This window comes from Paenibacillus sp. IITD108 (genome assembly GCF_036541265.1).
Lineage (GTDB): Bacteria > Bacillota > Bacilli > Paenibacillales > Paenibacillaceae > Pristimantibacillus.
Window position 1 is genome coordinate 1 of record NZ_JAZHCT010000066.1, and the last position, 11,138, is coordinate 11,138.

Consider the following 11,138-nt stretch of genomic DNA (forward strand, 5'->3'; position numbering starts at 1 on the left):
CCATTTTACGAAGAAATCAGCGAATTATTCCGTTTTAAGCGAGATTACAACCGTTAGAAAAATTAATCTGTAATTTTAGCATGAATAGCGTTTGTGGCAACCGTTAGAATTTAAAATTGCGGAACTCTACATGTAGTTGAGATATACGGTTCGCTGAAAATATCAAAAAATCTGAGCAACCTCACGGCCACGCGGTTCCATTCGCTTGGACAATCAAGTTGTGAATATTGCAAGAGTATAACCAGTTCTGCTAGAAACAATCGAAACAACGACTGCCGGCCTCGTGTCGGCAGTTTTTTTGTTGCGCTACGCATGACGATTAAATAGGCGGTGAAAGGAAAGTCCACTGTGGGTGTTACGTCAAGCAAATCTACCGGGGCCCGTACAAATACATGCATAAGCTTAATATTAGTGCAGTTAAAAGAAATATCACCTCATTGTTCGCAGCTTCGCGCAGACCTTACAATTAATGCATCAGAGGAGGTTTTATGTATGAGTGCACCAAATCCCGTTCAAACAAAGTCCAGCAACTCATCCAAATCAGATTTTGCTGGTTTGCTAAGATTTATCGTTCGAAATCGCGCCTTGTATATCATGCTGATTCCAGGCATGTTTTACTTTCTGCTTTTCAAATACTTTCCGCTCGCAGGAAGTGTTATCGCATTCCAGGATTACAACATTTTTAAAGGTTTTTTGGATAGCGAATGGGTAGGATTCAAATGGTTTGAGCAATTTTTTTCTTATCCTAATCTTATCCGCTTGCTTAAAAATACGATTATTATCAGCTTCTATCAAATCATATTTACATTCCCGGCTCCGATCCTTCTGGCGATTCTTCTTAACGAGCTGCGGATGCAGAGCTTCAAACGAGTGGTGCAAACGATCGTCTATTTGCCTCACTTCCTTTCTTGGACCATCGTATTCGGTTTTGTCTATACGCTTTTGTCCGTACAAACAGGCTTCGTCAACCAGGCTATTGAAGCATTGGGCGGATCAGCAGTCAATTACCTGCAAAAAGCTGAATATTTTCGTACAATCATCATTTCAAGCGGTATTTGGAAGGAAATGGGCTGGAGTGCAATTGTCTTCCTGGCTGCTATTGCCGGCATTAGCCCGTCTTTGTATGAAGCTGCAAAAATTGACGGCGCCAGCCGCTTCAAGCAATTCCTGCACATTACATTGCCAGGTATGACACCAGCTATTATGATCTTGCTGCTTCTCAAAATCGGCCATATTCTGGATCTTGGATTTGAACAAATTTACTTGTTCTTAAATCCGATGACCTTAAGTACAGGGGACATCCTGGACACTTATGCATACCGAATTGGTATTCTTGGCGGTAAATACAGCTTGACGACGGCTATCGGCTTGTTTAAATCCGTTGTTGGACTACTTATGCTCGTCATCGCAAACCGGGCTAGTAAAGCTACAACCGGCGAAGGACTTTACTAGGAGGAGAAGTACAAGGAGGATGACGATATGAAAATTAAACAATCATTTGGTGAAAAGCTATTCGACATTTTTAATATGACATTGCTGCTTTTGACTTGTGCTGTAATCCTGGTTCCACTACTGCATGTATTGGCAGGTTCACTTAGCGAAACAAGTGCGCTGATCCATGCGAAAGTAACGCTCTGGCCAGTTGGTCTCAATTTTGATAACTATGTTCTTGTTTTCAAGAATACAACGTTCTGGCGGTCCTTTTTTGTAACCGTATTTATAACCCTGACAGGCACGACGATTAACATGCTGCTTACGATCTTTACAGGGTATCCATTGTCAAAATCCTTTTTGAGAGGCCGTAAGCCGTTCATGCTTTTCATTATTTTCACAATGATCTTCACAGCTCCAATGATTCCTTCCTACTTGCTCGTTAAAGAGTTGGGATTGCTGAACTCCGTCTGGGCGTTGATTGTTCCGGGAGCGTTGGCTGCGTTTAATCTGATTCTTTGCATTACATTTTTCCGGGGCTTGCCGGAGGAACTATTCGAAGCTGCCCGTGTTGATGGGATGAATGAGTATCGTGTTGTTGCTCAGATTGCGTTTCCTTTATCCATGCCAATCGTTGTAACTCTGGCTTTATTTTACGCGGTATCCCATTGGAATAACTACTACTCCGCCTTATTGTATGTTACTGATCCGGATATTCGTCCGCTTCAGTTGTATTTGTACAATTTGCTCGCCCAATTTGAAACCAGTGATACGTTATCGCAAATGAACAGCATGGTATCATACGATATTTCACCACAAGGCTTGCAGAATGCAACCATTATCGTGGCTACTATTCCTATTGTAATCATTTATCCGTTCATTCAAAGACACTTTATTAAAGGTGCCATGATCGGATCTTTGAAAGAGTAATAACTTGCTTTGTTGTCAATTCCATTGACATATATAATTAAAAAATAGGGAGGAAAAACATCAATGAAGAAAAATACAAAATGGGTCAGCATGCTGGTTATTGCTGCTATGCTTACGGTTGTTGGCTGTTCCAGCAATAACGGCAGCAACTCTGGAAGCAGTGCAGACCCAGCGCCGGCGCCCACAAACGCGCCATCCGCTGAAAGCAGCAGCAATCCTGACGAGCGAGCTAAAGATTTATCGTTCACTATGTATGTGCCTGACTTGGCAAAAGCAGTTCCAAGCGGCAACTTGCTGGAAGATCCAACAATCGCTTATATGGCAAAAGCATCCGGCATTACACCAAACATAACTTTCCTGGCAAATGCAAATTACGTAGATCAATTGAAGCTTAAATTTGCTGCATCTGAATTTCCGGATGTATACATGGGCTTCGGTTTAACGCAAGGCGACGGCGCTCTTGATAACGACCTGATCCTGCCGCTTAACGAACTGATTGAAGCGCATGGTCCCAATCTCAAACAATATATCCCGCAATATGCGTGGGATGCAGTGACCATTAATGGCCAGATCATGGCTATTCCGGAACCGAGCAACACGCCATCTTCCCGACTGTTCTTCATTCGTAAGGATTGGATGGAACATCTGGGAATTACGGAGTACCCTAAAACTTCTGACGAATTCCTTGATCTGCTTCGCGCTATCCGTGATGGCGACCCTAACCAAAACGGCGAGAAGGATGAAATTGCTTTTACAATGCGTGAAAAGTTCTCATGGACAGGCGATAACATCTGGGGGATGTGGGGAATTTCTCCTTATGAAGGTATCGAGCTTGATGGAGAGGTTGTTCCAGGCTTCATTCACCCCAATATGAAAAAAGGTCTGGCGTTTATGCAAACGATGTACAAAGAAGGTTTACTAGATTCCGAGTTTTTGCTTAACTCCAGCGCAATCACTAATCAAAAAATTGCTTCTGGAAAGGCTGGAACTTGGGGAGGCACGCCAAGCACCGCATTTTTCTTTCAAAAACTGGTTTCCGATGCATCTCCCGGCGTTAATGCAGACGTAGTGGTATTCCCAACTCCACGCGGTACGGGTTATGATGGTCCTATCGGTGCGGTCAACTTTAAAGTTAATAAATCTTATCTGATAATGAAATCCGCCAAAGATCCGGTTGCTGTAGTCAAGTTTTTTGACTGGCTGTTTAGCGATGAAGGCCAAATTTTCTCTGAAATCGGAGTAGAAGGCATTAACTATGCAGAAGAAGGCGGAAATTACTTCTATAGACAATCATCCGAGGCGGAAGCAAAAACGGAATGGCGTAATGTGTTGAAAATGCACGCACATAATGAAAAGGCTTTTGCAGCCAAATATTCCGGCTCAGAATATGAAAAAATGTTGAGAGGCATTGAAATCGCTAACAAAGAAGGTATCGAAAGCTTGACAATGGGCATGCCTGCTGTCGGTCAAAATCTGTTCAATCTTTACTATGAATTTCATGAGCCTGCAGCGCGCATTATTGTTGAAGGCGCGGACGTAGACCAAGTGTGGGATGAATTTGTTAAGGACTGGCGTGCTCAAGGCGGTCAAGAGCTTATTGACGAAATGACCAAGTGGGTTAAAGAAAACAAACAATAATACTATCATTGCAGACATATGGGAGACAAAGAAATGAATAAATTTCTTAAGTTGATTAGCAGCAAAATGAAATGGAAGCTAATGCTGGTCATTTCAGCTTTAATGCTTATTGTTGTAGTGTTTGCGGGACTCATTGTGTACTCTAAAACATCGGCGATTATTAAAAGTGATGTCGAACGTCTCAGCAATCAAGTATTGAAGCAGGCTAATCTTAACTTGGAAAGATACTTCAACTATTATTCAGAAGGTTTCATGCTGATGTCCATTTCTGCCGAGATAGAAAGCTGGTTACAAGTCCAGAAGGATGATAAATTTCGATCTTTTATTCTTTTCCAAAAGATAAGAGATAATTATATAACGCCGTATATGTATCAATATCCGGAAGTTATGTCTGTCACATTGTATAACTCTAACGGCAATGAAATTAACTATTCCACGAAGTACGGCCTTGTACTCAATTACAGTTTTATTGATTCGGGTCTGGAATCATTCATGGCCCGTGATAATGTTGCTGATGTGCGCTGGTCCAATGATTATTATTTCGAAGGAAAAACGATTGAGCTGCCTGTCATCACCTTGATGCGGAAGATTAGATATGGAGAGCATTCCGGCTATATAAAAATTGATATTAACTTGCACTCCGCGCTGCAGCTGGTGAATGAGCTCGAGGTCGGGGATAGCGGTTACGGTTTTATTATGAATTCAGAAGGTAAAATAATTGCCCATCCCGATCAGACCGTCATATCTGAATATTTGAACGAGCCTTATTTGGAGACGGTACGCTCTCAATCTAGCGGCAGTTTTTTTAGAAAAGAATCGAATGAGATTATTCTGTTTGGTTCCATTAACTATTTTGATTGGAAAACCGTTATCGTCGTTCCTTACAGTGAGTTTGCCAGCAGTGTTTATTTTATTCGCGAGTTTATGATCTCAATTGCCATAGCCGGATTACTGCTTTCTGTAGTGAGCGCAGTTGCCATATCGTCTTCCTTCACCAAGCGTATTGCAAAGCTGCGAAAAATTATTAAAGAAACTTCTCGAGGCCATATTAACATTGCAAACAACATTAGCGGAACGGACGAGGTAGCCGAGCTTGGCCATGCCTATCATGCCATGCTTGAAGATTTGAATCATACCGTCAATGAATTAGCTGATTCCAAGGTTGCCGGACAAAAGGCTGTCATGTCGGCGCTGCAGTCGCAAATCGACTCTCACTTTTTATATAATACGCTGGAGTTGATTAATTCGCTGGCTTCACTGGAAGGCCATACTCAGATCGAACAAACGACGATTGCTTTGGCTGAAATGCTGCGGTACACATCGGATTATAAAAGCAGCGTCGTACCTATCGAGCATGAGCTGGGGCATTTAAATAATTATTTGGATATTATGAAAATGCGAATGGGCGAGCAATTGGAGTATGAATTGCATGTTGATTCTGATGTACTGCAAAGTGTCTGCCTGAAAGCCATCTTGCAGCCCGTTGTTGAAAACTGTATGAAGCATGCCATTCCACAGCTGGATCAATCTTTACAAATTCAAATTGAAGTACTGGGCAAAGAGGCTGACGGTCAATCTTATATTGAAATGACAATAAGAGATAATGGAAAAGGTTTCACCGCAGACAAGTTGATTTGGATTAATGAGCAGCTGAAGCAAATTGCACTATCTCCCCTGCATCATTCATCCAACAATATTGGATTGTTGAATATCCATTCTCGGCTTCAAATGTATTATCATCATGATACGCTTGCAGGGATATCCATCAGAAATCCGGAGCATGCCGCAGGAGCAGAAATTATCATCAGAATGCCTAAAGTCCAAGCTTTACAGGAGGTACATGCCAATGCTATATAGTGTAATCATTGTTGACGATGAACATCTGATCCGCTCAAGCTTGGTGAAAAAGGTCAATGAATTAGGCTCTATATTAGTGGCAGGTACAGCGGAAAATGGAGTCAAGTGCTTGCGCTGGCTGGATGAATGGCATGCCGATATTTGCATTACAGATGTCCGGATGCCCCATATGGACGGATTGGAGCTGCTGAAACAAATCAATGAAAAATATCCATGGATGGCTTCAATCGTCATATCCAGTTACGAGGAGTTTACGTATGTCCGGTCCAGCATGCAGTTGAATGCCATTGACTATGTTCTTAAGCCGATCGATCGCAACATACTTCGAGAAACGATAAACCATGCAGTGGTAAAGCTTGCCGAGAAACGAAGACTCGCTGCCATGTCGATCGTTATCAAGAAGCTTCCGTACCATGAGAAGCAGATCGAACAGTGGATTGAGATGGCTCAAACCCTGCAGGTTGAACAAATGTACATGACGGTTATGGATACGCTGATGATGTTCGAGCAATGGACAGGCACCGACTATTATCTGCTTGGTGATATTGCAATTGTGTGGATTGAGCTTATTCTGGAACGTATTAAAAAGGAAAAAAGCGTGTTTGCGCTCCCACAGCTATCCTTGTCCGGCTTAGGCGACGAACCGATTCCCGCCGACCAGAGAATATTTATATTTCGATTAATAGCTATCGGTTATTTGGAGAACGGAGCCGAGCAAGTATTTGATGTCATGCGTACGATCAAATCACAATTGCTCCATCCTAGCGTAGAGAAAGCAAAGCTCTATTTGCAAGAACATTACGCGGAAAAGATCAGTTTGCAAGAAGTGGCGGATGCAGTAGCGATGAGCAAAACCTATTTTGCGAATTTGTTCAAGCAAGAGACAGGCATTACGATATGGAATCAGTTGGTAGAAATACGTATGAAGCATGCTAGAGATTTGCTGCTTAACAGCTCATTGAAAAGCTATGAGATTGCTTACAAGGTCGGATATGAAAACAGTATTCATTTCTCCAGACTGTTCAAGGAACAATATGGCCTAAATCCTGCCGAATATAAAAAAAGATTCAAAGAGTAATAGACTATTAAATTCTTATCGAATTGAAAGCGTTTACAAATTAATTGCAAATAAGATTTTCTGAAAATTAAGGAGGCAAAATAATGAATCGATTGATAAAGAAGAAGATTTTATCAAAGGTGCTGGTGTTTTTTCTGGCAGTTACGATTTGTGTGCCAAGCGGTCTGGTTTATGCACAGGAACAAGAGTTTGAAAGCAGCCAGCTAAATACCTTTACTATGACGGAACCTCAAGGATTGGGCTACCCGCTTGCCACCTCCGGCACTACACAGTTTATAAACAGCGCTTACGGGGTGGAGGAGGAGGACGGGAAAGCGGTCAATGTTGTTTATACCTCATCTTCAGGGGATAATAGTGCCAGTTCAGAAGCTCCGGCGAAATTTGTGGTGTACGATTTGGACAACAGAAAGGTATTGCGGGACTTTCCTTTGCCGGGCGCCAAAGTGGTATGGAGCCACGGAGTAGATTCTCAAGGGAATGTGTATATTGGCACCCAATCCTATGCTAACGTTTTCCGCTACAGTCCAGTCACGAAGGAATTGGAAAATTTAGGTGCGATTCGTTCATCAGATGGTACTTTACAATCAGCAATTTATCATGTCAGCTTTGATAGTGAGGATAATGCTTATTTCGGAACATATCCCAACGCCCTTATTGTCAAATACGATATCGTTACAGAGAAATTTGAGATTATTAAAGAAAATTTGTTTGGAGGTCAATATATTAAATCTCATGTAATTGCAGATGATGGATACATGTACTTTTTTGGATCGACTAGTTCAGAGGCTAAATTTGCCAGATTGAATCTTGCAAGCCATGAGGTTGAAGAGCTTCCTGAATTTTCTTATTCCGGGCCATTTCAAAATCATGATGGTCTTAAGAACGTCACGAATGAAAAGCTTAAATTTAACGCAGTTCATGGACTATCATTAAGAGGAAAATATATTTTCGCAAATACAGAATCAACTGTACCTTCAAATCTGTCCATGTTAGTAATCTATGATATCGAAAACAATAGATGGTTAACAGAGCCCGAAAACGTTGTTCGTAATAATGGTACCCATATTTCCCCGGCTTTGGATGGTAAGGTTTACGTTTTTGATCGAGGATATTTAAAATTAAAATCCTTTGATCTGACAACAGGTACGTATTCAGCCGTTGAAGGATCTAAAGATGGTGATGTACATCCCTCGAATCGAGGTTCCAAGTTTATACAATTTGAAAATCAAGAAGATCTGCCCGGTCAAACACTGGTAACGGTTCAAAGTAACGGCGTAGTTACGTACAACAGTTTCGGGCATCCTGATGGTAATGGAGGTTTTTCAGGGGGACGTAAGTTTGTTTGGGATAATGGAAACACATATGGATATGAAAATATACCCGTAGATATCGGTCTTCAGCCAAGGGTAATTCGGGCATTAGAAGCAGGGCCCAAGGGAACTGACACCATTGCTATAGGATCTTATATGGGACCTTTCATGGGGATTTTAAACAGTAAGACCGATGATATTAAATACATCAACATGGATCAGGCCGAAGGATTTGGAGAGGCCCATGGAAAGTATTATGTAGGCGCCTACCCGAAGGCGGAGATTTTCACGGTGGATTTTAACACGACAGATTTTAGCCAGTCTACGAAAACTTTAGTTACTAAACTTAGCGATGCGGGATTGGAGCAAGATCGTCCTTTCGAATTGATTGAAGCAGGAGAATATGTGGCCATTTCCAGTGTTCCGGATTATGGAATTCTGAATGGCGCTCTGACCCTGCTCCCTAAGGCAGACAACACACAAAAGGAAGTATATAAAGGTATTATTCCGAATCAAAGTATTATCGGACTTGCTTATAAAGATGGCAAAATTTATGGTTCAACTGCTGCATGGGGCGGGCTGGGAATTAATCCTGTTGATCTGAATGCAAAGCTGTTCATCTTTGACCTGGAAACAAAGACAGTTACGAAAGTGGTTGAACTTGATTTACAGAATGTGTCTACTTCCGTTATGCACATCGGGGGACTTTCCATTGGTCCCAATGGGGATTTGTGGGCAATTTCGAACGGAGTTATTTTTGAAGTTAATCCGGAAACGCTGGAGGTAATAAGAGAATTTAAAACAAGGGATACTTCTTGGTCAGCAAATACTCCTTGGTATCTGCCCTATCAGATAAACTGGCTTACAGATACGCTATTTGTTACAAACGCCGGCGAGGTTCTTAGCGCCATAGACACTCAAAGCGGTGAAATGCGCAAATTGACCAATAAACAGACTAACTTGATGGCAGTCAGTGAAGATAAAACGAGTATTTATTTTTCCAGCGATCACCAGTACAAGCTCTATAAGATGGATATCAGCTTTGAAGCTAATCATGCGCCGAGTATCCTTACGCAGTCGCAAAATAGCACGGTGACCGCAGGGGGGTCAGCTGTATTTACAGTTGCGGCATCGGGAACGGAGCCTTTTAGCTACCAATGGAAAAAGAATGGATCGGATATTCCAGGCGCCAGCTCGGCTGAGTTGCGGATTAATAATGTCGGAGCATCGGATGCAGGTGCGTACAGCGTAACTATAACAAATGTCGCAGGCAGCGCAACGAGTGACGAAGCTATCCTGACAGTGAATGCGTCGGGACAGGGGCAAGGCAATTATTTTGTGACTACTCCAACACCGGCGCCAACATATGAAACAAAGCTTGAGGGTGAACAGGTAATAACGACGATACCTGTAAAAACGACAACAGATGCAAACGGAAGAGCCGTTGCAGCAATAGCCGAGACTGAGCTGGCTGATGCCATTGCCAAGGCTTCGGAGATGGCGGAAAAGCAAGGAGCCAATACCGAAACAGCCATCAGAATTGAAGTAGATTCGACTGCAGAGGCGAAGACAGCCGGTGTTATATTGACGGCGGAAACATTGAAAACATTCATAGAGAGCAAAGCAGATGCACTAACAATAGTCACACCTTTCGCAACGATGACCATTGACCAAAAGACTGCGGAGGATATTTTCAGAAGGGCAATAGGAGATGTAACCATTTCTGCGACAAAGGCTGAAACAGCGGCGCTGACAGCCGAAATACGTCAGAAAGTGGGGGAAAGACCTGTAGTAAGCTTTGATATCACCGATATGGACAAGGCAATCGTACAGCTTGACGGCAAGGCGACTGTAACCATACCGTATGTACGAAAAGCAGGAGAAAATCAAAATGCGATTGTAGTCTACCGTATCACTGAGGCAGGAAAGTTCGAAACAGTGACCAATAGCCAATATGACCCGGCATCGGGAACGATAAATTTCAAGACATCGTATGCTACCAAGTATGTGGTAGTATACAATAAGATTAACTTTGCGGATGTAGCAGACCATGCATGGTACTATGACGCAGTGACCTTTGCAGCAGCGAGAGGAATTACAACCGGAGTCGGTAACGGAAACTTTGGTTCGGAGCAAACAGTGACCCGGGCACAGGCTTTGGTAATGCTCATGAGAGCATTTGGCATTGACGCTGATGAAAATGCTGGAAACGCTGAAAACAACTTCAGTGATGCAGGGGACAGCTACTACACCGGATATCTTGCAGCGGCCAAGAGGCTGGGGATAACTGCCGGAGTCGGCAACAACCTGTTTGCACCGGACAGGCAGATTACAAGGCAGGAAATGTTCGTGCTGACTTATAATTTGCTCAAGAGCAACCACGAATTGCCGGTCGGAACCACTGCAAAGAACCTGGCAGACTTCAAGGATGCAGGGGAGGTTGCCGGTTATGCGAATGACGCTGTTGAATTATTTATTAAGACCGGAATTATTTCTGGAAACAACGGCAATATAATGCCGGTAGATTCGGCAAGCAGGGCACAATTTGTACAGATTCTTTATAACGTCTTAACTCTGAAGTGATTTTCCGATTGTAGTAAATTTGCTCAATGCGATTATACGATTTGTTCAGGAAAGGGCGAAAAAGTGGTCAGTCGTTCCGCTATTTCGTTGATAAGCTCGGCAGCCGGCGGGCAGCATCCTCCTTTGTTTAAGACTGCTCTAACGGTTGCTGGTGCGGCTATTTCGATTATTTTCACTCATTTGAAAATGTAACGGTTGCTATGAGCGTTATTGCACCATTTTACGAAGAAATCAGCGCATTTTTCCGTTTTAAGCGCGATAGCAACCGTTAGAAAAATTAATTCGTAATTTTAGTCTGAATAGCGTTTGTG

General features: G+C 42.6%; 6 protein-coding genes. All 6 read left to right on the forward strand.

Annotated features, from left to right (window positions below):
• Nucleotides 1–492 precede the first annotated feature (492 nt).
• Nucleotides 493–1,452 carry an ABC transporter permease gene (locus V1L65_RS28300; protein ID WP_331702701.1) on the forward strand — a complete coding sequence of 320 codons (960 nt, stop codon included), beginning with the start codon at nt 493–495 and terminating at the stop codon, nt 1,450–1,452.
• A gap of 27 nt (nt 1,453–1,479) precedes the next feature.
• The gene (locus tag V1L65_RS28305; RefSeq protein ID WP_331702702.1) at nt 1,480–2,361 is read left to right on the forward strand and encodes a carbohydrate ABC transporter permease; all 882 of its coding nucleotides are present in this window, start codon (nt 1,480–1,482) and stop codon (nt 2,359–2,361) included.
• A gap of 63 nt (nt 2,362–2,424) precedes the next feature.
• Nucleotides 2,425–3,999 (forward strand): extracellular solute-binding protein, encoded by a 1,575-nt coding sequence (locus V1L65_RS28310; protein ID WP_331702703.1) that lies wholly within the window; start codon nt 2,425–2,427, stop codon nt 3,997–3,999.
• Between the two features lie 33 nt (nt 4,000–4,032).
• Nucleotides 4,033–5,856: a sensor histidine kinase gene (locus V1L65_RS28315; protein WP_331702704.1), complete on the forward strand. Its 1,824-nt coding sequence runs from the start codon at nt 4,033–4,035 to the stop codon at nt 5,854–5,856.
• On the forward strand, nt 5,846–6,934 hold the full coding sequence (locus V1L65_RS28320) for a response regulator transcription factor (RefSeq protein WP_331702705.1): 1,089 nt from the start codon (nt 5,846–5,848) through the stop codon (nt 6,932–6,934). The genes V1L65_RS28315 and V1L65_RS28320 overlap by 11 nt, the downstream gene beginning before the upstream one ends.
• Before the next feature lie 83 nt (nt 6,935–7,017).
• A complete protein-coding gene (locus V1L65_RS28325) occupies nt 7,018–10,827 on the forward strand; it encodes an S-layer homology domain-containing protein (protein ID WP_331702706.1) in 3,810 nt (1,269 codons plus the stop codon).
• The last annotated feature ends 311 nt before the right edge of the window (nt 10,828–11,138 follow it).

Excerpts from the sequence above, each read along its gene's own strand:
- V1L65_RS28300 (WP_331702701.1), top strand. The coding sequence starts at position 493 with ATGAGTGCACCAAATCCCGTTCAAACAAAGTCCAGCAACTCATCCAAA.
- V1L65_RS28305 (WP_331702702.1), top strand. The coding sequence starts at position 1,480 with ATGAAAATTAAACAATCATTTGGTGAAAAGCTATTCGACATTTTTAAT.
- V1L65_RS28310 (WP_331702703.1), top strand. The coding sequence starts at position 2,425 with ATGAAGAAAAATACAAAATGGGTCAGCATGCTGGTTATTGCTGCTATG.
- V1L65_RS28315 (WP_331702704.1), top strand. The coding sequence starts at position 4,033 with ATGAATAAATTTCTTAAGTTGATTAGCAGCAAAATGAAATGGAAGCTA.
- V1L65_RS28320 (WP_331702705.1), top strand. The coding sequence starts at position 5,846 with ATGCTATATAGTGTAATCATTGTTGACGATGAACATCTGATCCGCTCA.
- V1L65_RS28325 (WP_331702706.1), top strand. The coding sequence starts at position 7,018 with ATGAATCGATTGATAAAGAAGAAGATTTTATCAAAGGTGCTGGTGTTT.